Source organism: Azotobacter chroococcum (genome assembly GCF_002220155.1).
GTDB classification, from domain to species: domain Bacteria; phylum Pseudomonadota; class Gammaproteobacteria; order Pseudomonadales; family Pseudomonadaceae; genus Azotobacter; species Azotobacter chroococcum.
Genome location: NZ_CP011836.1, coordinates 93,213 through 119,515 on the forward strand (window position 1 = coordinate 93,213; position 26,303 = coordinate 119,515).

The window sequence follows — 26,303 nt, forward strand, 5'->3', positions numbered from 1 at the left end:
GCGCAAGCTACGTGGTTGGCAAAGCCTCTGCCACTCATGGAGGCTGGGATGCCATGCCGCCGCTCAAGGCAGAACTCGCCGGACCTCCCTCGCAAATTTGCGATCCCCTGCCCCCTGCTCAGTTTTTGACCGCCCCATGCTGGCGCGCATCCCACGTGAGGCCGGCCGCGTTTTCCACAGCCTTATTCACCACGGCTGGGGATAAAGCCTCATTGAACTGGTGGGTGAAAAAGCATTCAATCCAACTGCCTATTGCCAAACCTTGCAAATATTACTAAGTCTATCGAAAGTATTGTCATATTGAGAGACAATACCCCGATGAAATGCAAACGAAACTCCGATGGTCGGGCAATCGACCACCACTCCCTCCAGGTCATGCGTCAACAGGCGATCAAGGCCGTTCGCGAAGGGCAGACCGTCCAAAGCGTGGCGGCCGCCTTCGGCGTCAATATCCGCAGCGTCTTTCGCTGGCTGTCCGACTTCGCCAATGGCGGACAGAACGCCCTGCTCGCCAAGCCGGTTCCCGGACGTCCGCCCAGGATCACTGCCGAGGAAATGCGCTGGCTGGCACAGGCCGTTCGGGACCACTCGCCGCTGCAATACCGCTTCGAATTCGGCCTGTGGACCCTCTCGCTGATTGCCGAACTGATCCGCCGCCAGTTCGGCAAGACGCTGTCACTGTCCGCCGTGAGCCGAGTCATGAAGCTGCTCGGCTTCACCGCGCAAAAACCCTTGTATCGCGCCTGGCAGCAGGATGCGGCGCTGGTGCGCCAGTGGGAAAACGAGACCTACCCGGCGATTCGGGCCGAGGCCCGTGCAGCGGGGGCAAGGATCTACTTCGCGGACGAGTCGGGCCTGCGCTCCGACTACCATGCCGGCACGACCTGGGCACCGCAGGGGGAAACGCCGGTGGTCGAGGTGACCGGCCGACGCTTCTCGGTGAACATGCTGTCGGCGGTCGGGACGCGCGGCGAGTTCCGCTTCATGCTGCACGACGGGACGGTGACGGCCAGCGTGTTCCGCGAGTTTCTCAAGCGCCTGCTGATCGGTGCCGAGCAGCCGGTCTTCGTGATCGTCGATGGCCATCCGGTGCACAAGGCCCGGCTGGTCAGGGCGTTCGTCGAAGAACAGGCGGGGCGCCTGAAACTCTTCTATCTGCCCCCGTACTCGCCACAGCTGAACCCGGACGAGCAGGTCTGGGGGCACGTCAAGCGCAGTGTCTCCAGGCGTCTTGTGCAGAACCGGGAGGAAATGAAGAAGTTGGCCCTGGGCGCGCTGCGCAGAATCCAGAAGTTGCCGGAGTGGGTGAAATCGTTTTTCCGCCACCCGGACTGCCGATATACAGCAGCATGACATTACTTTTTAAAAGATTAGTAAAAGTGCTCGAGCCCAAGAAGCTTATTATGAATTTCTGGCTATCCATTGCTCACGAGCAATTCGATAAAGGCAATGCTCTTGGAGCCAACTATCAATTGGAACTGCTGGGTGTTTAAAAGTCGAAGTTCTCTCAATCATACCGAGACGCTTCATTACAGCACGCGATCTAAAATTTCCGACTGCCGTGAAGGCTACTATTTCTGGTAGTTTCAGCATTTCGAATCCAACTTGAAGCGCGGCATTTGCCGCTTCAGTGGCATAGCCCCTTCCCCAGTAGAACGATGAAAGCCGCCAACCGATCTCAACACATGGCGAAAAAGGCAACTCAGCAGTTGGGACATGCAAGCCCACAAAGCCAATGAAGCAATTATCTGCTTTCGCTTCAACAGCCCAGAAGCCCCAACCACGCTGCTCAATAAGTGACTCACATAGATCAGCCATTGCGTCGCTTTCCTGTCGACTAAGCGTGGACGGAAAATATCTCATTACTTCCTGATCTGCATTGAGCTCTGCAAACGGCAGGCGATCCGAAGATCTCCACTGCCTAAGAAATAGGCGGCCAGTCTCAACCTGAATCAACTCAGTCACAAGCGTCCCCCTTTCGATATGCTAATCCGCCAGAATATTTTAGCTCTGTTGCCTTTATTTATAAGAGACCTCCAACTTCATGTGAAGCAATGGAAAAGGGTTGCCCAGGCTGTCAACCAAGGACCTACCAATAACTTTGAAGCCCATATGCTTGTAAAAAGCAATCGCTAAGGGATTTTGCTCGTTCACATCAAGCTCTGTAGCACCTAAATGATTGATTGCGTAGTTCAGCAATAATTTTCCAATGCCCAGCCCTCGATATTCTGGGGATATAAAAAGCATTTCGACTTTACCATTCGAGACACCAACAAACCCTTGAAGCGCCCCTTGCTCATCTTTGTATGCGCGCAGAGTAACTGCCGCAAGGTAAACATTTAAAACCTTCGACCGAAGAGATAAAACATCCTGCTCAGTTAAAAAATCATGAGTTGCTTTAACAGATGCCTCCCATACATCCGTAAGCCTTTCAAACTGGCTTTCTGTTACCTCACAAATCTCTTCCATACATGAATCCCTTTAAAGGTCAGCCCAAACCACAAAAGCTCTCGATAAATATAAAAATTTATAGCATGAAATCATGCCAGCACATTTAATAAAATCAGACCTAGGCAGTTTGTAACTGCCTACTAAACAGCCCTCTGCCTTGCGAAAGAGTTTCACGCCAAAACACTATTCTTACTGTGTCATAAACGTGGATGTCCCAAACCACCGTACAGGTCCCGGCAATACTCAAGCATTAGGTAGACACCCAGTTGATGACGCAGCGTCGTGATCGAGTCCGCCACATGCCGCTGCGCGCGCTGGCCGACCGCGGGGGCGGTAATCCGCGGGAAGCGCAGGTACCGTGCAGGCCATGAGATTTTTTTTTCCTTGGCCATCCGGTCCGGACAGGGCCTCACGGCGCAGGCGCTGCCCGAGCAGAAAACCGTAGGCGGCGATGCTCAGGCTGGCATGGTGGTGGAATCCCCGCCAGCCACGTCCCTCGTAATGTCCCAGCCCCAGGTCCTGCTTGAGATCCTGATAGTCGCGCTCGATACGCCAACGCAGGTGGGCGATGCGCACCAGTTCCGATAGCGGCGTGTCCTCCTCGAGCGTGGACAACCAGTAACGGGTCGGCTCGGCCTGCGTGAGGGGCCATTCGATCAGCAGCCATTGCTGCGGGTGCAGCCGCTGTTTTGCCGATACGCTGCCGGCAATGCGTACCCGTACGGCAGCGAAACGCCCACTCAGCGGCTCGTTGGTTCCCTGGCGCCAGGTGAGCTCCGTGAACACCTCGGGCGGCAGCGACTGGGCCAGCTTCTTCACCGACAGTGGTCGATGCTCCGGCGAGCGCCGCGTGGCTACCGGCGGACGGCCCTTGCCCGTCCAGGGCTTGGGCGGCAGCGGCTGCTGGCCGGGCGGCCATACCCGCACGACCGAGGTTATCCCAACCACATAGGGCAGCCCCATGGCCGTCAACCCCTGGCGAAAAGCGCTGTCCACGCCGTAACCGGCATCGGCCACCACACAATGATGCGGCTCCCCGGCTTCGAGCAATGCCCGCAACTGCGAAAGCGCTATCTGGGGCTTGGTGGCAAAGCGGACGTCTTCGGGTACGCCGGCCTGGCGGCGCCGCCCGGCATCTTCGGCCCATTCCCGGGGCAGGTACAGGCGCCAGGCCACCGGCAGGCTGGCCTGTTCGCAGGCCAGCGAGACGCTGACCGCCACCTGGCAGTTGTCCTGTTTGCCCAGCACCCCGCAGTACTGGCGCGCCACGCCCACCGAGTGCCGCCCCTTCTTCGGGAAACCGGTGTCGTCCACGAGCCAATAGCCGCCTGCGGACAGATCCACTGTCGGCAGGACCCACCGGGCCACGCGGCGCAGTAGTTCGGTATCCGACCAGTCGGCCTTGGCCACGAAATGATGCAAGGCCTGGTGCCGGGCACTGGCATGCAGGGGGTCGAGGTGTGCCGCCATGGGCTCCACGCTCTTGCGCGCCAAGGGCAGCATCAGGCCGGAGCAATAGCCGCGCAGCCCGGCTTCCCGGTCGGCATGCCCAAGACCTGCCGCCAGATGCGCCAGGTACTCGTCGAAGCGGATCATGGAGTCCATCGTCGATCTTCCTCGAACTGCAGAAGATCTACTCACAATAGCTCAATTTAATGACACAGTAAGACTATTGCCACTCTCGAAAATAGGACTCCACAGCACTTAATAAAAAACCGAAAGTCTTTTATTCTGCGTATTCATAAGTGCCGAAATCCCAATATTTCGCTCCTGGGTTATTCGGGCCTTTCCAGCCGCTTGACAGCAATTCCGTTGCAAGAAACTTATTCAGGAACCCATGACCGACAAAAAGAACGGTTCCATTAGTCGCGGCTAAATCTTTCAGCCTAGCGGTCCCACTAGATGCTTTTGCTTTTGCCTCCCACACTGATTCGCTATTTGAAGCATAACCACAAAACCAAGCAAGTCTGAAAAAAACTGCCCACGCCTGAGGCGGCATCTTAAGAGCCGGAAGACTTCCAAATGGCAAACCCACTTCCCGGAGTGCTGGCTCAATAATATTTATCTCCTTCACTCCAAGCGCTTTTGCTGACTCAATAGAGCGAGGCAAGTCGCTACACACCACCGCATTACAAGCGGCTGCTATTTCAATGGCTCTTTGAGGCGGCTTATGGTCTGGTGTTAATCCAGCAGCATTATATGCTTCAATCCACTGACCGACTTGGCCTGCCTTCAGTAAATTATAATTCGGAACATGCGGCCGGCCATGTCTTAATAACACAATTCTCATCACCATCCTCATTAACCACCTGCAGGGATTTAGATAATCATCCGCTTCGCGACACATTTTCATGCCAAAACATTCTTGCCACTCTCAGCAAGCTGCTGCTCATACATTACCCGGTTCACCAAACACCAGGCCGCCCGGTAGCCATGGATATAATCGAAGCGCTCGCCAAAAGGATCAATCAGGTAAAATGGATGCTCCTTGAACCGCAAACCCCCAGACGAATATTTTTCGCTGTGAATCCAGATCGTGTCATTGATAGTGGATATGGCACCCAAGTCGCTCCAGGCGTAATTAACCCCAGCACAAAAAATTCCCTCCGGTTTTACTAATCTTTTAAAAAGTAATGTCATGCTGCTGTATATCGGCAGTCCGGGTGGCGGAAAAACGATTTCACCCACTCCGGCAACTTCTGGATTCTGCGCAGCGCGCCCAGGGCCAACTTCTTCATTTCCTCCCGGCTCTGCACAAGACGCCTGGAGACACTGCGCTTGACGTGCCCCCAGACCTGCTCGTCCGGGTTCAGCTGTGGCGAGTACGGGGGCAGATAGAAGAGTTTCAGGCGCCCCGCTTGCTCCTCGACGAACGCCCTGACCAGCCGGGCCTTGTGCACCGGATGGCCATCGACGATCACGAAGACCGGCTGCTCGGCACCGATCAGCAGGCGCTTGAGAAACTCGCGGAACACGCTGGCCGTCACCGTCCCGTCGTGCAGCATGAAGCGGAACTCGCCGCGCGTCCCGACCGCCGACAGCATGTTCACCGAGAAGCGTCGGCCGGTCACCTCGACCACCGGCGTTTCCCCCTGCGGTGCCCAGGTCGTGCCGGCATGGTAGTCGGAGCGCAGGCCCGACTCGTCCGCGAAGTAGATCCTTGCCCCCGCTGCACGGGCCTCGGCCCGAATCGCCGGGTAGGTCTCGTTTTCCCACTGGCGCACCAGCGCCGCATCCTGCTGCCAGGCGCGATACAAGGGTTTTTGCGCGGTGCAGCCGAGCAGCTTCATGACTCGGCTCACGGCGGACAGTGACAGCGTCTTGCCGAACTGGCGGCGGATCAGTTCGGCGATCAGCGAGAGGGTCCACAGGCCGAATTCGAAGCGGTATTGCAGCGGCGAGTGATCCCGAACGGCCTGTGCCAGCCAGCGCATTTCCTCGGCAGTGATCCTGGGCGGACGTCCGGGAACCGGCTTGGCGAGCAGGGCGTTCTGTCCGCCATTGGCAAAGTCGGACAGCCAGCGAAAGACGCTGCGGATATTGACGCCGAAGGCGGCCGCCACGCTTTGGACGGTCTGCCCTTCGCGAACGGCCTTGATCGCCTGTTGACGCATGACCTGGAGGGAGTGGTGGTCGATTGCCCGATCATCGGAGTTTCGTTTGCATTTCATCGGGGTATTGTCTCTCAATATGACAATACTTTCGATAGGCTTAGTAACTGCGAGTAGCGGAGCGTCCAGAATCCCAATGGATAGCGGCGAAAATGGACGCTGAAACATATATGCCATTGCTGGAAGCTGCCGGCCGCGTAGGACTCTTCAGCTGTCGTTTTCAGAAGATGGCGGCACTGAATGTCAGAAGCCGACTGCACTACAGCATCGGAGGGGGGTAGATCTATCAGGCAACGACGGGCGGCTGCCGGCCAGGAGCGGACCTCCACCCTCAGGCGACTTCATGGATTCCGGTAGGCGACAGCATCAGCCTTCGGGTCACACCGATGGCATCGAGAAATGCCTGGTCATGGCTGATCACCACCATTGCCCCTTCGTAGGCACCCAGCGCCTGTTCCAGCTGACCGATCGCGCCCAGGTCGAGGTTGTTCGTCGGCTCATCGAGTAGGAGCAACTGCGGTGCCGGGTCTGCATGCAGCACGCAGGCGAGCACCGCCCTGAGGCGTTCCCCACCCGACAACTGACTTGCCGGCAGGTGCATGCGTGACCCGCGAAATTGCAGGCGCGCCAACAGGTCGGCACGCTCGTGCGCCGGCATGCTCGGGGCGGACTCGGCTAAGTTCTCCGCCACGGAGCGTGCAGGATCGAGTAACTCCAGCCGTTGCGACAGGTAGGCGACCCGGCCCGGGCCATGCCGCAGCGTGCCTTCGAAGGGAACCGCCTCCCCCGCCAGGATCCTGAGCAAGGTCGTCTTGCCGGCGCCGTTGGCGCCTAGCAGTGCGATGCGCTCCGGTCCACGGATCGACAGCGATACGCCGCTGCTGCCGAAGAGCGATCGCTGCCCATGGGCGACGCGCAGCCCCTCGCAGGTGATCAGCAACCGGCCCAGCGGAACACGGGTGGCAGGCAGCGACAGGTCCGGGATGGATGTCGAGTCGATCGAGCGCGCCGCATCGAGCAGACGGGCGCGTGTCTGCGCTAGTCGACGCGCATGGATTTCCCCGGCCTTGCCTGCCGAGACCTGTGCGGCGCGCTCGCGGTTGCCGGCCACGATCCTCGCCAGACCGGCATCGGCGAGGCTACGCGACGCGGTGCCGGCACGCCGCTCGGCGCGCTCGCGTGCCTGCTGCATCTCCCGTTTCTCGCGACGCACTTCGCCGCGCAGATGGTGCACCCGCTGCTCCGCAGCCTGCCGTTCGGTCTCGACGGCCTGGCGATAGAGCCCGAATCCGCCGCCATACAGCCGCAGGCTCGACGGCTCCAGCTCCGCGATCTGGTCCATGTCATCCAGCAACTCCCGGTCATGACTGGCGACCAGCACGCACCCGGGCCATTTCGCGAGCGCATCCCGCAGACGCCGGCGTGCTCCCCGGTCGAGATGGTTGGTCGGCTCGTCGAGCAGCAGCACGTCCGGGCCTTGCAGCAGCTTCGCCGCAAGTGCCAGCGACATTGCCTCGCCACCGCTGAACGTCGCCAGCCGACGTTGCAGCGATACCTCGCCCATGCCCAGCCGCCCCAACGCCGCGACAATGCGTTCGCGCAGGTTCCAGTCGCCGTCCAGCAAGTCGAATTCGGCCACATCCGCCTCGCCGGCGAGGATCGCGTCCAATGCACGCAACTTGGTCGCCACGCCCAGCACGTCGGCCACGCTCGCATCCTCGTCCAGAACGAGATTCTGCTGTAGATAGCCCACCGCGCCATGCAACCGGATCGACCCGGACACAGGCTGAAGTTCGCCGGCGAGGAGTCTCAGCAATGTGCTCTTGCCCGCGCCGTTCGGCGCGACCAGGCCGATGCGCGACGCGCCCAGGTTGAATGAAAGATCGGACAGCACGGGCGTTCCGTCCGGCCAGGAAAAGGAAAGTTGGGAAACGCTGATGCGAGTTCCGGACATGCGGGGTTCCTCCGTCGGTCGCGCGCCGGGCATGGGACGCCCGCGTGCGGATACCTACCGGTCCGTGCGCGCTCAGCCGCATCAGGAGCCGGTCCTAAGTTCTACGGGGGGAACGCCTTGCTCACACGTCCGGAGATCTCGGCCAGGAAGAAAGAAGGGCAGGATCGTAACAGATGGTTCCGCGCTACGGAATGAATGATCGAGTGGCCTATGCCCTCGCGCCCAGCACGACCGTCGCCCGCAGGCCGCCGCCCTCGCGATTGCTCAAGCGCAGACGCCCGTCGAGAGCCTGCGTGAGTTGCTGGGCGATAGCCAGCCCCAGGCCAGTGCCACCGCTGGAACGGCTACGCGAGGACTCCAGTCGCCGGAACGGTTGCAGCACCGCCTCCAACTGATCCTCGGGAATGCCGGGGCCGCGGTCCAGCACGTCGATACACGCGCGGCCTTCGGCATCCACTCGGACCATCGTTTCGGCACTGCCCGCGTAGGCCAGCGCGTTGTCGATGAGGTTCTGCACGACGCGGCGCAGCACCTGCGGATGGGTCAGCAGGGAAGCGATGTCGCCCTCGACGCGCTGCACGGACTTGCCCATGTCCTGGTAGTCGCCCACCACGCTGTCGAGGAAGGCCCGTAGATCGAGGCGTGCCGACGGCCCCATCGCCACATTGGCGCTGCGGGCGTAGTTCACGCCCTCGCGCACCAACTGGCTGATATGGCCGACGTCATCCAGCAGGCGCGCCTGGGCAGGGCTCTCGTCCATGGCCTCCAGGCGCAGCCGCATGCGGGTGATGGGCGTTTGCAGGTCGTGCGAGATCGCGGCCAGGATCTGCATGCGCTCGGCGACATGGGCCGACACGCGCTGCTGCAGCGCGTTGAGCGCGCGTGCGGCTTTCGCCACCTCGACCGGGCCGTCCTGCGGCAAAGGTTCGCCTGCCTGCGCCGGATCCAACCGTTCGGCGGCTTCGGCCAGTCGCACCAACGGTCGCGTGGCAAGGCGGACCGCCAGCCAGGCGCATGCCAGCAGCAAGGCGATCTGGGCCGTCAGTACCCAGGGAAGCCACCGCGCGATCGGCAACAGCGAAGGCGTCACCTCAATGGTGACCGGTTGCCCGTCGGCCAGCGTCAGTTCCACCTCGTAACGCTCGGGCGAGGTGGAGACGGCGCGTGGCCGCAGCGCATAACGATGCCGCAAGGAGTCGTCGATCAGTGCCGTCACCTGCCGAGAACGATCGCTGGGCAGCAGCGTGCCCGGCCTGGCGGGGCGTAGGAGATACCGATAGGTGCGGCGTTCCAGCTGGGACAGCCACTGCATGCGCTCTTCCGGCCGCAGGCGTTCGAGCAAGGCGACGCTCAGCGGGATGTCCTGCTCCAGGTTCGTCAGCATCATCGAGCGCGTGGCCACGGCGCGCTCGTAGAACAGCAGCGCGAACGACAACCCGTGCGCCAGTAGCAGGCCAGCCGCCAGGATCAGCAGAACACGCGCGCCGAGCGTCCGCGGCAGAAGGCGCGGCACCGGGCTTGGCGCATCCGGGCTCACGCTTCGTCCCCGATCAGCACGACCGGCTGGCAGAATACATAGCCCTCGCTGCGCACGGTCTTGATGTAGGTCTGCTCGCGCGCGCCATCGCCCAGGCGCTGGCGCAGGCGGCTGACCAACAGGTCGATGGAGCGGTCGAACACCTCCGCATCCCGTCCCTGGGTGAGGTTGAGCAGTTGGTCGCGGCTGAGCACGCGCTGCGGATGGTCGACGAACACGCGCAGCAGCCGGAACTCGGCGCCGCTTAGGGGATAGGCGGTGCCGCTCTCGTCCAGCAGATGGCGCGCGCTGGTGTCGAGCTTCCACTGGCCGAAACCGAGCAGGCGCGCGGCCTCGCTCACCTGAAAGTTGGGCGGCAGCATGCGCGCGCGCCGGATCACCGCGTTGATGCGCGCCAGCAACTCGCGCGAGGAAAATGGCTTGATGACGTAATCGTCCGCGCCCATCTCCAGGCCGATGATCCGGTCGGTCTGGTCGTCACGGGCGGTCAGCATGACCACCGGCACGGCGCGATGCTTGCCCGCGCGCAGGTTGCGACACAGGGTCAGGCCATCCTCTCCGGGCATCATCACATCCAGCACGATGAGATCGATGTCGCTGGTGTCCAACGCCGCGCGCATCTCCCGGCCATCCGCGGCGAGGCTGACACGGAGGCCGTTCCGGCGCAGATAGTCCCCGACCATCTGACGGATATCGCGGTCGTCGTCGACGATCAGGATGTGGTCTACATGGGACGTCATCTTCATCTCCGGGCATGCGGACTGCGGGTGCAGTCCGGCCGATACACAGGATGTTAGCGCTCGCTGTTATCCGTTTGCGAGTTCTCGGGAAAAGCCGGCGCGCACACGGGGAGTTCGCCATCAACTACCGGCCGACGGAGACGGATGGTCGACCGGCTTCAGGCCGCTGGCTTCCAGGATGGCATCGCTGACGTCGCACGGTGCCGACAGCGGCGAGGCATGGCTGGCGCCTACCGAGCGCAGCTCGGCACCGATGCGCTGCGCCGTGGCCACCTGGAGCTGGGGAGACAGCATGCGGTCCTTGCGCGAGACCACGTACCAGCTGGGCCGTGATCGCCATGCGGCCGTTGTCACGGGTTCGGACAGCGCGCTCGCCTTCAACGGCAGCTGTCGCGCGTAGACCTCTCGTGCCGCGCTCGGCTGCAGGTCTTGCGCGAAGTCGGAGGCGATGGTGTCCTGCGAAAGAGACAGGAAGCCATCGTGTTCCTGCAGCCGTTGCAGGCCCGGTGCGACCGGGAAATGCTCGCCCTGCTGCGCCGATGTCTGTCCCACGTCGGGTGCGAATGCGGCCACGTACACCAGCGCCTTCACCTTGGGATCGTTACCGGCCTCAGTGATGACCGTGCCGCCCCAGGAATGGCCCACCAGCACGACCTTCCCCGGTGCCGCGGCGATAACGCGCTTCGTGGCCGCGACATCGTCCTCGAGCGAGGTCAGCGGGTTGTCCACGGCGACGACCGGGACGCCACGCTTATGGAGGCGTGCGATCACCTTGTCCCAGCTGGAGGCATCGGCGAAGGCGCCATGCACCAGGACGACCGTCGGGGCGTCTGGGCTGGTGCGGGAATCGTGCGCGTCGGCCGCCGCGGGCAGCGAGGCGAAGGCGATCAGCATGGTCAGGAAGGAAGAACGCAGCATGGAAGGAGCTCCTTGTCGGGTGGAGCCCCATTGCACCGGCGCGATGTATCGGCTTGTTGTCGCCGCACGGCTGGCTTCGTATCCGATCGCATCCGCGTCCGCCGGGCGTACGTTCCGATACAAAAGGGCCCCGTTTGTAAGCGTCTGTATCCGCAGCGGCTTTCCTGCCGCTCGCTGACAAATCGCCGCGGTCGGCGACACACGGCGGATACGCCCGCGGCATGCAATGGCGCCGTCGCCGACACCCCGTCGGCATGCGTCCTCGAAGGAATGCCATGCACACCGAATCCTCAAGCCCCAAGAATGCCGCCCTGGTCTTCGGCGGTTCCCGCGGCATCGGCGCCGCCGTCGCCCGCCGGCTGGCCCGCGAAGGCCACGCCGTCGCCCTCACCTATGTATCGCGTCCGGACAAGGCCGCTGACGTCGTCGCCGCGATCCAGGCCGAAGGCGGCCGGGCGCTGGCGATCCAGGCCGACAGCGCCGACGCCGGCGCGATCGCCTCGGCCGTCGGACAGACCGCCGATGCCTTCGGCCCGCTGCACGTGGCCGTGGTCAACGCCGGCCTCTATCGTGGCAGCCCACTCGACGAATTCCCGCTGGAAACGCTCGACAAGATGCTCGCGGTGAACGTGCGCGGGGTGTTCCTGGCGATCCAGGCGGCGGCGGCCCGCATGCAGGACGGCGGACGCATCGTCACCATCGGCAGCAACGCCGCCGTGCGCGGCGGCATCGTCGGCAGCAGCGTCTACGCGATGACCAAGTCGGCGGTGGCCACGCTGGTACGCGAGCTGGCGCTGGACCTGGCGCCGCGCCGGATCACGATCAACAACGTGCAGCCCGGCCCGATCGAGACCGACATCACCGCCGATCTCCTCGACATGCTGGCCGCGCGCAGCCCGATGAAACGCGTCGGCCGTCCCGAAGAAGTCGCCGCGCTGGTGGCCTACCTGGCCGGCGACGAGGCCGGCTACATGACCGGCGCCAGCCTGACCCTCGACGGCGGCTGGGTAGTGTGACGCCGTCCCCTGCACGTCTTCCGATCCCTTCCGATCCGGTGCGGCGCGCTGCGCCCAGGGAGAACACGATGTCAACCTCTGCTTCGCAAGACAGCTTCGACCGCACGCGCCGCCGCCTGCTCGGCGCGACCGTCCTGGCTGCCGCTAGTGCCGGCCTGTCGGCCATGCTGCCCGCACGCGCGTCCGCCGCCCTGGAACGCGCCTTCACCGATGAGCGTGAAACCGGCAGCGGCGGCGACGCGATCCGCCCCTTCCGGATCCACGTGCCGGAGCGCGACCTAGCCGAGCTGCGGCGGCGCATCCAGGCCGCACGCTGGCCGGACCGCGAACTCGTCGCGGACGAAGCGCAAGGCCTGCAGCTGGCCCGGCTCAAGGCACTGGCCGACTACTGGGGCAACGGCTACGACTGGCGCCGGCTGGAAGCGAGGCTCAACGCGCTGCCGCAGTTCGTCACCACGATCGACGGCGTGGACATCCATTTCATCCACGTCCGCTCGCAGCATCGCAACGCGCTGCCCGTGATCCTCACGCACGGCTGGCCCGGTTCGATCCTGGAGTTCGTGGGCGCCATCGGCCCGCTGACCGACCCCACGGCGCACGGCGGCCGCGCCGAGGATGCGTTCGACGTCGTCATCCCGTCGATTCCCGGCTATGGCTTCTCTGGCATCCCGTCCGAGCTGGGCTGGGGGCCGGACCGCGTCGGTCGCGCCTGGCACGTGCTCATGCAGCGACTAGGCTACGACCGCTACGTGTCGCAGGGCGGCGATCACGGCTCGGTCATCTCCGACGTGATGGGCCGGCAGGCGCCCTCCGGCCTGCTGGGCATCCACCTGACCATGCCGGCGACCGTGCCGGGTGACCTGGTGGGTGCGATCAACAGCGGAGCCCCCGCGCCCGCCGGACTGGCGCCGGCCGAGCATGACGCCTTCGAGTCGCTGAGCCGCTTCTTCGGCCGCAATGCCGCCTACGGCGCCATGATGGTCACGCGTCCCCAGACGATCGGCTACGCGCTGAACGATTCGCCGCTCGGCCTGGCCGCCTGGATGTACGACAAGATCGCACAGTGGACCGACAGCGACGGCGTACCGGAGCGCGTGCTGGGCCGCGACGCCATCCTGGACGACATCAGCCTGTACTGGCTCACCGGCACCGCCACCTCGGCCGGCCGCTTCTACTGGGAAAACAACAACAACAACTTCAGCGCCGCCGCGCAGAAGACCGCGCTGATCTCCGTACCGGTGGCGGTGTCCGTATTCCCCGGCGAGATTTACCGCGCGCCGCGCAGCTGGACCGAACGAGCCTATCCCACCCTGTACTACTTCAACGAGGCCGACAAGGGCGGCCACTTCGCCGCCTGGGAACAGCCACAACTATTCAGTGCCGAGTTGCGCGCCGCCTTCCGGCCGTTGCGCCGGGCGCTGTGATCCCGCTTACACCTCAACCACACGACCGAGGAGAACGTCAATGCAAGCACATGCCCGTCGTACCGTCGCCCGCCTGGCGCCCTGGCTGTTGGCCGCGCAGTTCGCGCTGGCCGGCGTCGCCGGTGCCGCACAGCCCATGACCACGCCCAGCGCGTCCACCGACCACACGCCGCTGGTAGCGAACAAGCGGATCGACGCCGGCGATCTCAGTGTCGGCTATGCCGAACTGGGGCCGGCGAAGGGCGAGGCCGTCATCCTGCTGCACGGCTGGCCCTACGACATCAACAGCTATGCCGAAGTGGCGCCGCTGCTGGCAGCCCGAGGCTATCGCGTCATCGTGCCGCACCTGCGCGGCTACGGCAGCACGCGCTTCCGCTCGGCCGACACGCCGCGCAACGGCGAACCGGCGGCACTGGCCGCGGACGTCGTCGCCCTGATGGACGCCCTGAAGATCGAACGCGCCACGCTCGCCGGCTACGACTGGGGTGCGCGCTCCGCGGCCATTGTCGCCGCGCTGTGGCCCGAGCGGGTGAAGGCGCTGGTGTCCGTCAGCGGCTATCTCATCGGCAGCCAGGAAGCCGGCAAGAAGCCCTTGCCGCCGGCGGCCGAGTTGCAATGGTGGTACCAGTACTACTTCGCCACCGAGCGCGGTCGTGCCGGCTACACGCAGTACACGCACGATTTCGCCAAGCAGATCTGGCGGCTGGCTTCGCCGACCTGGAAGTTCGACGACGCCACCTTCGACCGCAGCGCGGCCGCGCTGGACAATCCCGACCACGTCGCCATCGTCGTGCACAACTACCGCTGGCGACTCGGCCTGGCCGAAGGCGAGCCCCGATACGCCGCGCTCGAGCAGCGCCTGGCGCAGGCCCCGGTGATCGCGGTGCCGACGATCACCATCGAGGGCGACGCCAACGGCGCGCCGCATCCGTCGCCGGAAAGCTATGCCGGCAAGTTCACCGGCAAGTACGAGCACCGCACCTTCCACGGCGGCATCGGCCACAACCCGCCGCAGGAGGCGCCGCGCGAGTTCGTCCAAGCGGTCGTCGACGCCACGCGGCTCTGACGGAGGAAGCCCGGCCATGAACCGCATTCGCTACATCGTGCTGGCATCGGCAGCCGCCGCCCTGGGGTTGGCCTTTTTCGCCGCCCGTGACGACGAGGACTGGCGGCCGGCCGCGCCGGTCTACGGCGTCAAGCTGCCCGTCGGCCACGAGGACTGGCCGCTGATCGCACCGGCACAGGAGGCGGCGCCGCTGGACGAGCTGCGTGTCGTCGTCGGCAATCCGGTGGCCGTGCGCGCCTACCGCGACAACGTGCGGCCGTTTCCCGATGGCACGGTGCTGGTCAAGCGCGCCTGGAAGCATGTGCCGTCTCCCGATTTCGCGCCGGCGTCCATCCCCGGCGACGCCACCACCGTGCAGGTGATGGTCAAGGATTCCAAGCGCTACGCCGCCACCGGCGGCTGGGGCTACGGACGCTTCATCGACGGCCAGCCCGTGGACGAAGCGCAGCACCGCACCTGCCATGCCTGCCATGCCGGACGCGTGAAAGGCCGAGACTACGTGTTCACCCGCCTGGCGCCGTGAGCGCCGGGCCTCTCTCCCACGACCTACAGAAGGAAACTCCCGTGACTGCTCTCGACGAGATCCTCTACACCGGCAAGACCCGCACCGTCGGCGGCCGCGAAGGCCGCGCGCGCAGCGACGACGGCCAGCTCGACATCGCCCTGTCGCCGCCGGGCAGCGGCCGCCCCGGCACCAACCCGGAGCAATTGTTCGCCGCCGGCTGGTCGGCCTGCTTCGAGGGCGCGATGGGGCTGGCGGCGCGCAAGCTGCAGATTCCTTTCCCCAAGGATGCGGACATCGATGCGGAGGTCGATCTGGGCCTGACCGGCGACGGCTACCAGTTGCAGGCGCTGGTCGACGAGGCGCATCGCACGTGCCCTTATTCCAAGGCCACGCGCGGCAACATCGATGTGCAGATCCGCGTGGCGTGACGCCCGCTTTGTAGCGAAGTGTTGCCATCCCCGCATCCGGACGATCGCGCTTACAGGAGTCCGCGTGCGGGCACACATTCCCGGTACGTGCGCGCGCTGGAATGGCCGCCACTCCACCGCATCGCAGGCCCGACCATGATCGAGTACGCACTGGCCATCGCCGCCGGCATGGCCACCATCCTCTCCCCCTGCATCCTGCCCGTCTTGCCGATCGTGCTGGCGACCAGCGCCGGCCGCGGGCGAGCCCGGCCGCTGTGGATGATCGCGGGCTTCGCGGCCACGTTCGCGGCAGGCGGCCTGTTGATCGGCGCGCTGTCTGCGTCTTCCGGCGCGTTACAGGGCGCCATCCGTACTGCCTCGATCGTAGTGCTGCTGATGGCCGGCCTGAGCTGCTTCTGGCCGGCACCGTTCGACCATCTGGTACTGCAGTGGCGTCGATGGCGTGCAGCGCACGCGACGGCCGTTCCTGTTCGGCGGCCTGTGGGCGGCATGGTGGGCGCCGTGCTGGTCGGCGCATCGCTGGGCTTGGCGTGGACGCCGTGCGCGGGTCCGGTGCTAGCTTCGGTGCTGTCGCTGGCAGCCAGCGCGCAAGCGCCTGGCAAGGCGACCGCATTGCTCGGCCTGTATGCAGTAGGCGCCGGCATTCCGATGCTGCTCGTCGCTTACGGTGGCGCCTGGGTCACCGCCCGGCTGTCGTTCCTCCAGCGCCGCGCGGCGTTGTTCCGGCAGGTCTTCGGGGCGTTGACGGTCGGCGTCGCCGTGCTGCAACTGCTCCAGTACGAGGTGCTCGTATCGGCCTGGGCCACGCAGTGGCTTCCCCCCATCTCGCAAGGACTCTGACCATGAACCTGATCAAACCCGCCTTCACGCTGCTGGCCGCCTGCCTGTTCGCAGCCGCCTGCTCCCCGGACCTGCCCGCCGATCCTGTAGAGTTCACCCATACGTCCCCCGCACCGGTCGCACCGGAGTTCAAGGGTATCGGCCACTGGCTCAACAGCCCGTCGCTGACACTGAGCCAGTTGCGCGGCAAGGTGGTACTGGTGGAATTCTGGACCTACTCCTGCATCAACTGCGTGCGCGTCATGCCCCACGTCAAGCAGTGGCACGCGAAGTACCGCGACCAGGGTCTGGTCGTCGTAGGTGTGCATACGCCCGAATACGGCTACGAGAAGCAGCTGTCCAACCTGCAGGCGGCAGTCAAACGCTTCGGAATCACTTACCCTGTAGCGCAGGATAACGACTATCGGACTTGGAATGCGTACGGCAACCGGTACTGGCCGGCGCTGTACCTGATCGATCAGGAAGGCCGGATTGTCTACCAGCATTTCGGTGAAGGAGACTACGAGATTACCGAGGCCAAGATCGGACAGCTGCTGGCCCGCGGACATAGCGATTCGGCTCAGAAACGATAAGGACCGCTCAAGTGATGTCCGCCTTGGGTCGGGCTGTGCCGGTGGTGACTGGTAAAGAGCGACCTGAAGTGGACGGTGAAGAGGAGAATAAACTCTCCTGAAGTACCTTCCCCGGGAGCTACCGCGAGAAGCGCTTGCGGTAATCCCGGGGTGAAATCGCCAAATGGCGCTGGAAGGTCGCGCGCATCCGCTCCTCGTCGCCAAAGCCGCACAGCTGGGCGATCTGGTCGATATTATGCTCTGAGTCTTCCAGTAACCGACGCGCCGCTTCCAGTCGGAAAATCTCCACCGCCTTGGCCGGTGAGCGGCCGGTCTTCTGCTTATACAGCCGGGAGAAGTTCCGCGGGCTCATGTGGCACCGATCGGCCAGGACCTCCACCCCGAGGTTCGGGCGGCCAAGGTTGTCGGCGAGCCAGCGGTGCAATTCGTCGAAGACCGTCGCATCCCTAGTCTGAGACTTCAACAACTCGCTGAACTGCGCCTGCCCACCCGATCGCTTGAGGAACACCACCAGTTCCCGTGCCACCTGCATCGCCACATCGCGGCCACAGTCGGCTTCCACCAGGGCCAGAGCCAGATCGATCCCCGCGCTGACGCCGGCGGAGGTCCAGACGCTGTCCTGCTGGACGAAGATCGCATCGTTGTCCACCTCGATGGACGGGAAACGCGCACCAAGCCGATCACACATGGCCCAGTGGGTTGCTGCGCGCTTGCCCTCCAGCAGCCCGGCCTCGGCCAGCAGGAAGGTGCCGCTGCACACCGACGCGATGCGCCGCGCTAGCCTGGAGTGATCGGCGATCCACTGAATCAATTCGCCCGACTCGTCCACCACCTGCTCAATCTCCGGCGAGCCCGGCACGATCAGCGTGTCGATGGCATCTGCTGCGAAGCCGGAAAGCGGCTGTGTCTCCACCGTCAGGCCTTCCGCCGTCTGCACGGGGCCGCCCGACAGGGTGCCCGTCAGCCGTTCATAGCCCGGCAGATTGCGCTCGTGCATGGCCTTGGTGGCGGCCCAGAACACTGTCTGTGCGCCGGTCAGGTCCAGCAGGCCCACCTGCGGGTAAGCGATGAACAGAATGGTGCGCGGCGTAGCTGGCATGAATTCAGGGTTATCTGTCATTTTTGGAAAATTCTTTCGGTTTTAGCATGGCTCCATCAAACGAAGCGGGCGCATGCCGGGAGCCATCATGGAACAAAACATATTGATCATAGGGTCTGGATTCGCCGGGCTGTGGAGTGCATTGAGTGCCGTACGTCTGCTCGACCAACATGACCGTACCGACGTACGCGTGACACTGCTTGCGCCCCAGGCCGAACTGCGCATCCGTCCGCGCTTCTACGAACCCAACGTACACGGTATGCGCGCGCCACTGCTGGACTTGTTTGCCGTCACCGGCGTCTGTTTCGTCCAGGGGCTGGCGTTGAACATCGATGCCGAAGGGCGCAAGGTTACCTACCGCAATGCCGAGGGTGACGAAGCCGCGCTGGGCTACGACCGCCTTATTCTCGCTTCAGGCAGCCAGTTGTTCCGCCTGGCGGTGCCGGGTCTTGCCGAGCATGCCTTCGACGTCGATCAGATCGAACAGGCCGCGCGCCTCGAGCAGCATCTGTTTGCCCTGGCCAGTCAACCAGAATCCATTTCCCGTAATACAGTGGTGGTCGCCGGCGGCGGCTTCACCGGTATCGAGACCGCCACCGAACTTCCTGCGCGCCTGCGCGCCATTTTGGGCGACGATGCCGAAGTCCGGGTCATCGTCATCGATCGCGGGGCGCAGGTCGGCGCGGCACTGGGCGATGACATTCGCCCCGCCATCCTCGAGGCCTCTCGCGAACTGGGCATCGAATGGCGGCTGGGGCGGTCGGTCGCTGCGGTGGACGCCCAGGGTGTGGTGCTTGATGACGACCAGCGCATCGATGCTGGCACAGTGATCTGGACTGCCGGCTTTCACGCCAGCGGCCTCACTGAACAGATCTCCGCCCCGCGTGACGCCTCAGGCCGGTTGCAGGTGGATAGCTACCTGAAGGTCGAGGGCATGGCCGACATCTATGCTGCCGGCGATACCGCCCGCGCCGCCACCGACGAACTGGGCAACTTCAGCGTCATGTCCTGCCAGCACGCCATTCCGCTAGGCCGACACGCCGGCAATAACGCTGCTGCCGATCTGATCGGCGTGGCGCCTCAGGTCTACAGCCAGCCCAAGTATGTCACCTGCCTTGACCTGGGAGCTTGGGGCGCGGTGTACACCGAAGGTTGGGACCGCCAACAAAAACTGATCGGTGCCGAAGCCAAGACGCTGAAAACGCAGATCAACACCCAGTGGATCTACCCTCCGGCAGCGGACCGTGCCGTGGCGCTGGCGGCCGCCGACCCGTCGATCCCGGTGGCTTGAGGAGATAGCCGATCCGTGATGACGGCCAGAGGAGCGTTTGCCGAGTAGTCCTGGCCGCCAGCACGCAAAGAGATAACAGACTTCTCCGCTCACTGATCGGGTGGGGCGTGTGCGGCCGGCTGCAAGTGGCCGATCTCTGCTGGCCACCACCAGCTGCTTTGGGTCGTTCTGAGCCGGTCGAGACATCATTTCGCGATGGTCGACAGGAGTAGCGTCCAGTGCGGCAAGGAGGGCGCTCAAGGGGGGAGGGACAGGCTCACTTTGAGCCAGCGCCGAGCCATACCCGCAAACTCGGCGCAGTCACGGAAGACCGGGCGTCCTACAGGCCAAGGCCCATCTGCACGTCTTTCGGCCTGGCTTTCGTGGCCTTCAGCAGCAGGACGCTGATCGAGGTGCTGGCAAAGGCGTTGTCGATGGGGGTGGAGAACTCCAGATCGAAGCCCGGCAGCAGCTCGGCCGCCTGCTGGCGGGCGCTCAGCGGCAGCACCGCGCCGAGTCTGCCGCCTGCCTCGACCAGGGTGCCGGCGTAGCGCAGGTGCGCCTGCCAGCGGCCTTCGCTGTATGGAGGATTGCAAGCGATCACGTCGAATAGGGTGCCGGGATTCCAGGCGAGAAAATCTCCCTCGATCACGGTATGGCCTTTCTCGCGCAGGATCATGCTGTGCAGCGGGCTGACCTCGACGCATAGGGTCCGGTCCTTCGGCAACAGGTCGGCGATGCCGCCCTGGCCGGCTTGCGGTTCGAGGCAGGTTTCGGTCGGCTGGATGTCCAGCCACTGCACCAGGCGTTCGGCGACCGGGGCCGGCGTGGGATAGAACTAGTGAGACTTGGCGTCCGGGAGCTGGCCGCTCACGGCCACTTCCTTGACGACTTGCTCCGGGTTGTAGTCGAACTGCCAGTAGCGCAGGTTCTTGTGCTTGCCGCCGTTGCACGCAACGCCGCCCAGGGCTTCCAGTACTCCGCTTACCTCGTCGAGCAGGTGCTTGGACAGCTCGGCCGAGCCGTAGCGCACGCAGAGCGTGTTGGGCACGAATTTGCGGTCGTACTCGCGACGGAAGCTGGTGGACGGTTCCAGCGTGAAATATTGCTCCATGGCGGCGAGGACGCCGGCCGCCGCATTGGAAATCGGCCGGTCGAAAAGGGCCTTGCTCTTGAAGCCGCAGGCCTTCGCACGCTTGGGCCGGGTGCGGAAGCTATCCGGGATGGCCATGGGGTGCAGGAAGGCGAGGATGCCGTTCAGACGCCAGGCCAGGTCGGGATGGACCTCCAGATGCGCCGTGCCCACCTTGTAGGCCCGTACCCGCAGGCTGCCGCAGTCGGCCTCGATCCATTCGCCCCGGTGGGCCTTGGCCAGGTTGAGCAGACGGGTCGTCGTGGTGTCGCGCTTGGGCTCGTCTCGCCCCATGAACTTGGCGATAACGAGCCGGAGGTCATGGATGTAGCCCTCACGGTCATGATCGGTGGTCCCAAAATCCGTATAGATATGGCTCAGAATCATGCGCTTGGCGAAGCCTTCGGGCGTGTTGGTAACGTGCGAGCGCTAGAGGTTACGAAAGATGCCGTCGACCCGCTCGGCCAGAAACTCCGCACGCCGGGCCATCAGCCCCTGGATCGTAGCGCGCAGGTTGTCGAGGCTGAACTCGGGCATGTCCAGCTCGGGATTGGTACCGCGCTTATAGCCGTGCTGGCGCCAGGCGTTCAAGCACTCGTGCCACTGGTTCCGGCGGGCCTGGGGCATGTGTTCCAGCAGGTCGGTCTGCTTGAGCGCGCGGCTCCAGAAGGTCGCGGTAAGGTCGTTCAGGGCACCATCGAGGTTGAAAATCTCGTTGAAGGAACTGGTGTGGCGCAGCATGGCGCTGTGGCCGTACTGGTCGGAGCTGTTGCCGGAGAAGAAGTAGCCCATGACACCGGATACCTTCTCCTCGGTGACGATGCCATGGACCTCGACGATACGGGCCTTCAGGCGCAGGTACTCGCTGGCCAGCAGGGTGATGGCGGCGAACTGTACCGGCGCGAAAAACTGGGCGACCACATCGCCGAGGATCACGGGGGAATCGTTGCGGTCTTGCTCGAAAAGTTGCATGGGACAAACCTCCTGGGTATGTCCCCACGCTCTCATGGCTGCGATAAATCCCAAGCCGACAGATTCAACTTCGATGAGGCTATTAGGCGCTCAATTTCAAAGTATCTTCAACGCCTTGAGACTTGCTTTACCAAGCTCTAAACGTTTGGCTGCATCGGATGCTTCTCGAATATCTATATTCAATGCAAAAGGATAAATACGATTGTCTTTCTCAACCCATCCGACCCACCAGCCAATGCCAGCGTCTGGAACATTTTCCCACCCCGTTTTTCCATACAGCTTCCAGTTATCACCTTGTTCTAAAGTGATAATTTCACGGACTTTTTTCTGCTGATCCTGGGGGAGCGGCAATGTTTCCTTAGCCAACTTGGCAAGGAATTTGGTTTGCTCAAGAGCGCTGATTTTGAGCGGCCCGACCAACCAAAAAGTGCCAATACTCGTATTCGGGCCAATATCTTGATTTCCATAGCCAATTTTCGAGACGCCCTCCCTCATGCGCTCGGGCCCAATCCGTCGAGCAAGCTCCTGATAGATTGGAACGTTTGATATGGCAATGGCATCTCGCAGCCCCATATCTTTTTCCCATGCTTTGAAAGGCTGGTGTTGCCCGCCGTAGGGAAGGACCTCATCGACATTGTCAACAGCACCGACTGAAAGCCCGATAAGTGTGTTTGGAATTTTATAAGTCGAGGCTGGAACAAATCTTGTCTCAGCACGAATTCGGTCATAGCCAACAAATTGGTCGGCCTCGACGTCATAAAGGACAAATGTGCCCTGAACGTGTGCGGCTTTGAATAACTCTTCTATTTCTGAGCTTTTTATCCATTCACTAGCTTGAGCTTGGAGAGCACATAGGAAAACTGTAAGTGTGAGTAGGCGTTTCATATTGTTCCTTTTGCCTAATGTTCAGGTTCAGGTTTGTTGACGATGGCTGTCAGCAGCTATTCCAGGGGAAATTTATTTCCTGCAATTACTAATCTTTTAAAAAGTAATGTCATGCTGCTGTATATCGGCAGTCCGGGTGGCGGAAAAACGATTTCACCAGCTCCGGCAACTTCTGGATTCTGCGCAGCGCGCCCAGGGCCAACTTCTTCATTTCCTCCCGGTTCTGCACAAGACGCCTGGAGACACTGCGCTTGACGTGCCCCCAGACCTGCTCGTCCGGGTTCAGCTGTGGCGAGTACGGGGGCAGATAGAAGAGTTTCAGGCGCCCCGCCTGTTCTTCGACGAACGCCCTGACCAGCCGGGCCTTGTGCACCGGATGGCCATCGACGATCACGAAGACCGGCTGCTCGGCACCGATCAGCAGGCGCTTGAGAAACTCGCGGAACACGCTGGCCGTCACCGTCCCGTCGTGCAGCATGAAGCGGAACTCGCCGCGCGTCCCGACCGCCGACAGCATGTTCACCGAGAAGCGTCGGCCGGTCACCTCGACCAGCGGCGTTTCCCCCTGCGGTGCCCAGGTCGTGCCGGCATGGTAGTCGGAGCGCAGGCCCGACTCGTCCGCGAAGTAGATCCTTGCCCCCGCTGCACGGGCCTCGGCCCGAATCGCCGGGTAGGTCTCGTTTTCCCACTGGCGCACCAGCGCTGCATCCTGCTGCCAGGCGCGATACAAGGGTTTTTGCGCGGTGAAGCCGAGCAGCTTCATGACTCGGCTCACGGCGGACAGTGACAGCGTCTTGCCGAACTGGCGGCGGATCAGTTTGGCAATCAGCGAGAGGGTCCACAGGCCGAATTCGAAGCGGTATTGCAGCGGCGAGTGATCCCGAACGGCCTGTGCCAGCCAGCGCACTTCCTCGGCACTGATCCTGGGCGGACGTCCGGGAACCGGCTTGGCGAGCAGGGCGTTCTGTCCGCCATTGGCGAAGTCGGACAGCCAGCGAAAGACGCTGCGGATATTGACGCCGAAGGCGGCCGCCACGCTTTGGACGGTCTGCCCTTCGCGAACGGCCTTGATCGCCTGTTGACGCATGACCTGGAGGGAGTGGTGGTCGATTGCCCGACCATCGGAGTTTCGTTTGCATTTCATCGGGGTATTGTCTCTCAATATGACAATACTTTCGATAGACTTAGTATCAGTCGATGACCAGAGGCTTGGCTTCGTCCCAATGATCGGGCGGGATGGCTTCGGTAGATAGAGCAACCCTCATCCCCAGCGTCGGACTATTCTTACTGTGTCATAAGCGCAGATACCCCAGGCCTCCGTACAGATCCCGGCAATACTCAAGCATCAGGTAGACACCCAGTTGATGATGCAGTGTCGTGATCGAGTCCGCCACATGCCGCTGTGCGCGCTGGCCGACCGCGGGGGCGGTAATCCGCGGGAAGCGCAGGTACCGTGCACCCCATGAGGTTTTTTTTTCCTTGGCCATCCGGTCCGGACAGGGCCCCACAGCGCAGGCGCTGCCCGAGCAGAAAACCGTAGGCAGCGATACTCAGGCTGGCATGGTGGTGGAATCCCCGCCAGCCACGTCCCTCGTAATGTCCCAGCCCCTGGTCCTGCTTGAGATCCTGATAGTCGCGTTCGATACGCCAACGCAGGTGGGCGATGCGCACCAGTTCCGATAGCGGCGTGTCCTCCTCGAGGGTGGACAACCAGTAACGGGTCGGCTCGGCCTGCGTGGGGGGCCATTCGATCAGCAGCCATTGCTGCGGGTGCAGCCGCTGTTTTGCTGACACGCTGCCGGCAATGCGTACCCGTACGGCAGCGAAACGCCCACTCAGCGGCTCGTTGGTTCCCTGGCGCCAGGTGAGCTCCGTGAACACCTCGGGCGGCAGCGACTGGGCCAGCTTCTTCACCGACAGTGGTCGATGCTCCGGCGAGCGCCGCGTGGCTACCGGCGGACGGCCCTTGCCCGTCCAGGGCTTGGGCGGCAGCGGCTGCTGGCCGGGCGGCCATACCCGCACGACCGAGGTTATCCCAACCACATAGGGCAGCCCCATGGCCGTCAACCCCTGGCGAAAAGCGCTGTCCACGCCGTAACCGGCATCGGCCACCACCCAATGATGGGGTTCCCCGGCTTCGAGCAACGCCTGCAACTGCGAAAGCGCTATCTGGGGCTTGGTGGCAAAGCGGACGTCTTCGGGTACGCCGGCCTGGCGGCGCCGCCCGGCATCTTCGGCCCACTCCCGGGGCAGGTACAAGCGCCAGGCTACCGGCAGGCTGGCCTGTTCGCACGCCAACGAGACGCTGACCGCCACCTGGCAGTTGTCCTGCTTGCCCAGCACCCCGCAGTACTGGCGTGCCACGCCCACCGAGTGCCGTCCCTTCTTCGGGAAACCGGTGTCGTCCACGAGCCAATAGCTGCCAGCGGACAGATCCATTGTCGGCAGGACCCACCGGGCCACACGGCGCAGCATTTCGGTATCCGACCAGTCGGCCTTGGCCACGAAATGATGCAACGCCTGGTGCCGGGCACTGGCATGCAGGGGGTCGAGGTGTGCCGCCATGGGCTCCACGCTCTTGCGCGCCAAGGGCAGCATCAGGCCTGAGCAATAGCCGCGCAGCCCGGCTTCCCGGTCGGCATGTCCCAGGCCGGCCGCCAGATGCGCCAGGTACTCGTCGAAGCGGATCATGGAGTCCATCGTTGATCTTCCTCGAACTGCAGAAGATCTACTCACAATAGCTCAATTTAATGACACAGTAAGAATAGGCACTGGCGGTAGTATGCGCTGGGCCGACATGCCGCTCGCCAGCTAGAGCATTTTTTGAAAACACGAATTCGACATACAGGGGTTGCTCTTCCCGGTCATTTCGGTCCTCCTCTCCCGCTCGAACAAGGAGACCAGAATGGCTCGGGCATACAGTGCGGATCTTCGCCGGCGCGTCGTCGAGGCGGCCATGGGCGGGCTGTCGGCTCGGCAGGCCGCCGAGCGATTCGACGTCGGCACGGCGACGGCGATCGTCTGGGTGCGGCGCTTTCGGGAAGACGGGGAACTCGTCGCCCGCCGACAGGGCAAGCCCCGGGGCTTGCGGCTCGATCCCCATGCGGACTATCTGCTCGGCCTGCTCAAGCAAACTCCCGACCTGACGCTGGCCGAGCTCGCCGCAACCCTCGAGCGGGAGCGCGGTATTCGGGTCAGCCTGGCGACGGTATGGACGTTTCTCGACCGGCACGGCATGACATTCAAAAAAAGACCGCGCATGCGGCCGAGCAGCAGCGGCCGGACGTCCAGGCAGCCCGACAGGAGTGGCTCGAGGAACAACCCGGCTTCGACTGGCGCAAGCTGATCTTCGTCGACGAAACCGCCGCCGCGACCAACCTGGCCCGCCTACGAGGCTGGGCCCCTCGCGGCGAGCGCTGCCTGGCCGCGGTCCCTCACGGTCACTGGAAAACCACGACCTTTACCGCCGGCCTGCGCGTGGACGGGCTAACTGCTCCGCTGGTGCTCGACGGCGCCATGAACGGCCCGGCCTTCCTGGCCTATGTCGGGCAGGTCCTGGTTCCCGAGCTGACGCCCGGCGATATCGTGGTGATGGACAACCTGCCGGCCCACAAGGTCGCGGGGTACGCCATTGAAGGCGTAGGAGCCACACTGCGCTACCTGCCTCCCTATAGCCCCGACCTGAACCCGATCGAGATGGCCTTCTCCAAGCTCAAGGCGCTGCTGCGAAAGGCGGCGGCGCGGACCGTGCCGGAGCTGTGGCAGAGCATTGGCGAGGCAATCGGGCAGTTCTCGGCGCAGGACTGCAGGCACTACTTCGAGGCAGCCGGATATGAATCGGGATAAGGTAAAAATGCTCTAGGTTCGCCATTCGAACCGCCCA

At 63.3% G+C, this 26,303-nt stretch carries 26 protein-coding genes and 1 pseudogene; 10 read left to right on the top strand and 17 right to left on the bottom strand.

Going from position 1 to position 26,303, the window contains the following annotated elements; translation table 11 throughout:
• Positions 1–318: 318 nt before the first annotated feature.
• Complete coding sequence (locus ACG10_RS21790; protein ID WP_089170013.1) at positions 319–1,353, top strand: IS630 family transposase; 1,035 nt, start codon at positions 319–321, stop codon at positions 1,351–1,353.
• 48 nt (positions 1,354–1,401) lie between these two features.
• Here the strand turns inward: ACG10_RS21790 and ACG10_RS21795 are convergent, their stop codons facing one another.
• The 10 genes from ACG10_RS21795 to ACG10_RS21835 all read right to left on the bottom strand — a co-directional run bounded on the left by ACG10_RS21795 (position 1,402) and on the right by ACG10_RS21835 (position 11,211).
• Positions 1,402–1,965: a GNAT family N-acetyltransferase gene (locus ACG10_RS21795; protein WP_089170014.1), complete on the bottom strand. Its 564-nt coding sequence runs from the start codon at positions 1,963–1,965 to the stop codon at positions 1,402–1,404.
• A 54-nt stretch (positions 1,966–2,019) separates the two neighbouring features.
• Complete coding sequence (locus tag ACG10_RS21800) at positions 2,020–2,469, bottom strand: GNAT family N-acetyltransferase (protein ID WP_089170015.1); 450 nt, start codon at positions 2,467–2,469, stop codon at positions 2,020–2,022.
• Positions 2,470–2,694: 225 nt separating this feature from the next.
• Positions 2,695–4,056, bottom strand: coding sequence for an IS701 family transposase (locus tag ACG10_RS21805; protein WP_089170016.1), 1,362 nt, complete (start codon positions 4,054–4,056; stop codon positions 2,695–2,697).
• A gap of 121 nt (positions 4,057–4,177) precedes the next feature.
• On the bottom strand, positions 4,178–4,804 hold the full coding sequence (locus tag ACG10_RS23925) for a histidine phosphatase family protein (protein WP_157731507.1): 627 nt from the start codon (positions 4,802–4,804) through the stop codon (positions 4,178–4,180).
• Positions 4,801–5,091, bottom strand: a complete 291-nt coding sequence (locus ACG10_RS23930; RefSeq protein WP_198319099.1) for a hypothetical protein — start codon at positions 5,089–5,091, stop codon at positions 4,801–4,803. The genes ACG10_RS23925 and ACG10_RS23930 overlap by 4 nt, the downstream gene beginning before the upstream one ends.
• On the bottom strand, positions 5,088–6,122 hold the full coding sequence (locus tag ACG10_RS21815) for an IS630 family transposase (RefSeq protein ID WP_089170018.1): 1,035 nt from the start codon (positions 6,120–6,122) through the stop codon (positions 5,088–5,090). The genes ACG10_RS23930 and ACG10_RS21815 overlap by 4 nt, the downstream gene beginning before the upstream one ends.
• Positions 6,123–6,393: 271 nt before the next feature.
• Positions 6,394–8,016: an ABC-F family ATP-binding cassette domain-containing protein gene (locus tag ACG10_RS21820; protein WP_089170019.1), complete on the bottom strand. Its 1,623-nt coding sequence runs from the start codon at positions 8,014–8,016 to the stop codon at positions 6,394–6,396.
• A gap of 208 nt (positions 8,017–8,224) precedes the next feature.
• Entirely contained in the window at positions 8,225–9,553 is a 1,329-nt protein-coding gene (locus ACG10_RS21825) for a HAMP domain-containing sensor histidine kinase (RefSeq protein ID WP_232487294.1), read from the bottom strand.
• The gene (locus ACG10_RS21830) at positions 9,550–10,293 is read right to left on the bottom strand and encodes a response regulator (protein WP_089170020.1); all 744 of its coding nucleotides are present in this window, start codon (positions 10,291–10,293) and stop codon (positions 9,550–9,552) included. Before ACG10_RS21830 ends, ACG10_RS21825 begins: the two co-directional genes overlap by 4 nt.
• Before the next feature lie 120 nt (positions 10,294–10,413).
• Positions 10,414–11,211, bottom strand: coding sequence for an alpha/beta fold hydrolase (locus ACG10_RS21835; RefSeq protein ID WP_089170021.1), 798 nt, complete (start codon positions 11,209–11,211; stop codon positions 10,414–10,416).
• 275 nt (positions 11,212–11,486) lie between these two features.
• Between ACG10_RS21835 and ACG10_RS21840 the strand changes: the two genes are divergently transcribed.
• The 7 genes from ACG10_RS21840 (at position 11,487) to ACG10_RS21870 (ending at position 17,062) form a co-directional block, all read left to right on the top strand.
• A complete protein-coding gene (locus ACG10_RS21840) occupies positions 11,487–12,227 on the top strand; it encodes an SDR family NAD(P)-dependent oxidoreductase (protein ID WP_089170022.1) in 741 nt (246 codons plus the stop codon).
• A gap of 68 nt (positions 12,228–12,295) precedes the next feature.
• Positions 12,296–13,651, top strand: coding sequence for an epoxide hydrolase family protein (locus ACG10_RS21845; protein ID WP_232487295.1), 1,356 nt, complete (start codon positions 12,296–12,298; stop codon positions 13,649–13,651).
• 40 nt (positions 13,652–13,691) lie between these two features.
• Positions 13,692–14,717, top strand: coding sequence for an alpha/beta fold hydrolase (locus tag ACG10_RS21850; protein ID WP_089170023.1), 1,026 nt, complete (start codon positions 13,692–13,694; stop codon positions 14,715–14,717).
• 16 nt (positions 14,718–14,733) lie between these two features.
• Positions 14,734–15,240 carry a cytochrome P460 family protein gene (locus ACG10_RS21855; RefSeq protein WP_089170024.1) on the top strand — a complete coding sequence of 169 codons (507 nt, stop codon included), beginning with the start codon at positions 14,734–14,736 and terminating at the stop codon, positions 15,238–15,240.
• Positions 15,241–15,281: 41 nt separating this feature from the next.
• Entirely contained in the window at positions 15,282–15,650 is a 369-nt protein-coding gene (locus ACG10_RS21860; RefSeq protein ID WP_089170025.1) for an organic hydroperoxide resistance protein, read from the top strand.
• Positions 15,651–15,785: 135 nt separating this feature from the next.
• Positions 15,786–16,490 (top strand): cytochrome c biogenesis CcdA family protein, encoded by a 705-nt coding sequence (locus tag ACG10_RS21865; RefSeq protein ID WP_089170026.1) that lies wholly within the window; start codon positions 15,786–15,788, stop codon positions 16,488–16,490.
• 2 nt (positions 16,491–16,492) lie between these two features.
• A complete protein-coding gene (locus ACG10_RS21870) occupies positions 16,493–17,062 on the top strand; it encodes a thioredoxin family protein (RefSeq protein WP_089170027.1) in 570 nt (189 codons plus the stop codon).
• Between the two features lie 118 nt (positions 17,063–17,180).
• On the opposite strand, the gene ACG10_RS21875 is transcribed toward ACG10_RS21870, so the two are convergent.
• On the bottom strand, positions 17,181–18,182 hold the full coding sequence (locus ACG10_RS21875) for a GlxA family transcriptional regulator (RefSeq protein WP_089170028.1): 1,002 nt from the start codon (positions 18,180–18,182) through the stop codon (positions 17,181–17,183).
• Between the two features lie 67 nt (positions 18,183–18,249).
• Between ACG10_RS21875 and ACG10_RS21880 the strand changes: the two genes are divergently transcribed.
• Positions 18,250–19,452, top strand: coding sequence for an NAD(P)/FAD-dependent oxidoreductase (locus tag ACG10_RS21880; protein WP_089170152.1), 1,203 nt, complete (start codon positions 18,250–18,252; stop codon positions 19,450–19,452).
• A gap of 319 nt (positions 19,453–19,771) precedes the next feature.
• Here the strand turns inward: ACG10_RS21880 and ACG10_RS21885 are convergent, their stop codons facing one another.
• The 6 genes and pseudogenes from ACG10_RS21885 to ACG10_RS21910 form a co-directional block, all read right to left on the bottom strand.
• Positions 19,772–20,233, bottom strand: coding sequence for a hypothetical protein (locus tag ACG10_RS21885; RefSeq protein ID WP_089170029.1), 462 nt, complete (start codon positions 20,231–20,233; stop codon positions 19,772–19,774).
• Positions 20,234–20,269: 36 nt separating this feature from the next.
• A pseudogene (locus ACG10_RS21890) lies at positions 20,270–20,977 on the bottom strand (DUF4942 domain-containing protein); the annotation flags it as partial.
• A 15-nt stretch (positions 20,978–20,992) separates the two neighbouring features.
• Positions 20,993–21,535, bottom strand: coding sequence for a hypothetical protein (locus ACG10_RS21895; protein WP_089170031.1), 543 nt, complete (start codon positions 21,533–21,535; stop codon positions 20,993–20,995).
• A gap of 96 nt (positions 21,536–21,631) precedes the next feature.
• The gene (gene blaOXA / locus ACG10_RS21900) at positions 21,632–22,420 is read right to left on the bottom strand and encodes a class D beta-lactamase (protein ID WP_089170032.1); all 789 of its coding nucleotides are present in this window, start codon (positions 22,418–22,420) and stop codon (positions 21,632–21,634) included.
• 109 nt (positions 22,421–22,529) lie between these two features.
• A complete protein-coding gene (locus ACG10_RS21905) occupies positions 22,530–23,564 on the bottom strand; it encodes an IS630 family transposase (protein ID WP_089168053.1) in 1,035 nt (344 codons plus the stop codon).
• A gap of 194 nt (positions 23,565–23,758) precedes the next feature.
• Complete coding sequence (locus tag ACG10_RS21910; RefSeq protein WP_089170033.1) at positions 23,759–25,120, bottom strand: IS701 family transposase; 1,362 nt, start codon at positions 25,118–25,120, stop codon at positions 23,759–23,761.
• A gap of 205 nt (positions 25,121–25,325) precedes the next feature.
• Between ACG10_RS21910 and ACG10_RS21915 the strand changes: the two genes are divergently transcribed.
• Positions 25,326–26,266, top strand: a protein-coding gene (locus ACG10_RS21915; protein ID WP_408608447.1) for an IS630 family transposase whose coding sequence is annotated in 2 segments (ribosomal slippage) — positions 25,326–25,671 and positions 25,671–26,266 — 942 coding nt in all. Because the reading frame shifts where the segments join, the coding sequence is not laid out codon by codon here.
• The last annotated feature ends 37 nt before the right edge of the window (positions 26,267–26,303 follow it).

What these genes read in the sequence shown, in the direction of transcription:
- ACG10_RS21880 (WP_089170152.1), top strand. Translation starts at nt 18,250, where the DNA reads ATGGAACAAAACATATTGATCATAGGGTCTGGATTCGCCGGGCTGTGG.
- ACG10_RS21870 (WP_089170027.1), top strand. Translation starts at nt 16,493, where the DNA reads ATGAACCTGATCAAACCCGCCTTCACGCTGCTGGCCGCCTGCCTGTTC.
- ACG10_RS23925 (WP_157731507.1), bottom strand. Translation starts at nt 4,804, where the DNA reads ATGAAAATGTGTCGCGAAGCGGATGATTATCTAAATCCCTGCAGGTGG.
- ACG10_RS21845 (WP_232487295.1), top strand. Translation starts at nt 12,296, where the DNA reads ATGTCAACCTCTGCTTCGCAAGACAGCTTCGACCGCACGCGCCGCCGC.
- ACG10_RS21790 (WP_089170013.1), top strand. Translation starts at nt 319, where the DNA reads ATGAAATGCAAACGAAACTCCGATGGTCGGGCAATCGACCACCACTCC.
- ACG10_RS21820 (WP_089170019.1), bottom strand. Translation starts at nt 8,016, where the DNA reads ATGTCCGGAACTCGCATCAGCGTTTCCCAACTTTCCTTTTCCTGGCCG.
- ACG10_RS21895 (WP_089170031.1), bottom strand. Translation starts at nt 21,535, where the DNA reads ATGCAACTTTTCGAGCAAGACCGCAACGATTCCCCCGTGATCCTCGGC.
- ACG10_RS21875 (WP_089170028.1), bottom strand. Translation starts at nt 18,182, where the DNA reads ATGACAGATAACCCTGAATTCATGCCAGCTACGCCGCGCACCATTCTG.
- ACG10_RS21850 (WP_089170023.1), top strand. Translation starts at nt 13,692, where the DNA reads ATGCAAGCACATGCCCGTCGTACCGTCGCCCGCCTGGCGCCCTGGCTG.
- ACG10_RS21805 (WP_089170016.1), bottom strand. Translation starts at nt 4,056, where the DNA reads ATGGACTCCATGATCCGCTTCGACGAGTACCTGGCGCATCTGGCGGCA.
- ACG10_RS21865 (WP_089170026.1), top strand. Translation starts at nt 15,786, where the DNA reads ATGATCGAGTACGCACTGGCCATCGCCGCCGGCATGGCCACCATCCTC.
- blaOXA (WP_089170032.1), bottom strand. Translation starts at nt 22,420, where the DNA reads ATGAAACGCCTACTCACACTTACAGTTTTCCTATGTGCTCTCCAAGCT.
- ACG10_RS21910 (WP_089170033.1), bottom strand. Translation starts at nt 25,120, where the DNA reads ATGGACTCCATGATCCGCTTCGACGAGTACCTGGCGCATCTGGCGGCC.
- ACG10_RS21800 (WP_089170015.1), bottom strand. Translation starts at nt 2,469, where the DNA reads ATGGAAGAGATTTGTGAGGTAACAGAAAGCCAGTTTGAAAGGCTTACG.
- ACG10_RS21855 (WP_089170024.1), top strand. Translation starts at nt 14,734, where the DNA reads ATGAACCGCATTCGCTACATCGTGCTGGCATCGGCAGCCGCCGCCCTG.
- ACG10_RS21835 (WP_089170021.1), bottom strand. Translation starts at nt 11,211, where the DNA reads ATGCTGCGTTCTTCCTTCCTGACCATGCTGATCGCCTTCGCCTCGCTG.
- ACG10_RS21905 (WP_089168053.1), bottom strand. Translation starts at nt 23,564, where the DNA reads ATGAAATGCAAACGAAACTCCGATGGTCGGGCAATCGACCACCACTCC.
- ACG10_RS21830 (WP_089170020.1), bottom strand. Translation starts at nt 10,293, where the DNA reads ATGACGTCCCATGTAGACCACATCCTGATCGTCGACGACGACCGCGAT.
- ACG10_RS21815 (WP_089170018.1), bottom strand. Translation starts at nt 6,122, where the DNA reads ATGAAATGCAAACGAAACTCCGATGATCGGGCAATCGACCACCACTCC.
- ACG10_RS23930 (WP_198319099.1), bottom strand. Translation starts at nt 5,091, where the DNA reads ATGACATTACTTTTTAAAAGATTAGTAAAACCGGAGGGAATTTTTTGT.
- ACG10_RS21840 (WP_089170022.1), top strand. Translation starts at nt 11,487, where the DNA reads ATGCACACCGAATCCTCAAGCCCCAAGAATGCCGCCCTGGTCTTCGGC.